Origin of the sequence: Pseudoalteromonas sp. S1727 (assembly GCF_005886375.1) — a bacterium.
Lineage (GTDB): Bacteria > Pseudomonadota > Gammaproteobacteria > Enterobacterales > Alteromonadaceae > Pseudoalteromonas > Pseudoalteromonas haloplanktis.
Map to the genome: position 1 here is coordinate 1 of NZ_PNDT01000228.1, position 322 is coordinate 322.

General features: G+C 41.6%; 1 pseudogene. It reads left to right on the plus strand.

Going from position 1 to position 322, the window contains the following annotated elements:
• A pseudogene (locus tag CWB85_RS21780) lies at positions 1 to 225 on the plus strand (UTP--glucose-1-phosphate uridylyltransferase); the annotation flags it as partial.
• Positions 226 to 322 lie beyond the last annotated feature (97 nt).

Below are 322 nucleotides of genomic sequence, written 5' to 3' on the forward strand. Positions count from 1 at the left end.
GGTGGTGAAATTCAATTAACAGATGCGATAGACATGTTGATGAAAATTGAAACGGTTGAAGCATTTCACATGAGTGGCCGCGCCCATGATTGCGGCGACAAACTAGGTTATTTAAAAGCGATTGTGGAATACAGCATGCGCGACGAAAACCTAGGAACAGACTTTACAAGCTTTGTAACTGAATTAGTTAACCCTAAAAAAGCAAGCCACCTAAAAGCAGTTTAAGTGTAATAGGCTACGAGTTTCGTGCTTCGAGCTACGGCTACGATATAATCGTAGCTTAGGCTCGGGTGCTGTATGCTACACTCTTCAATTAAATCAT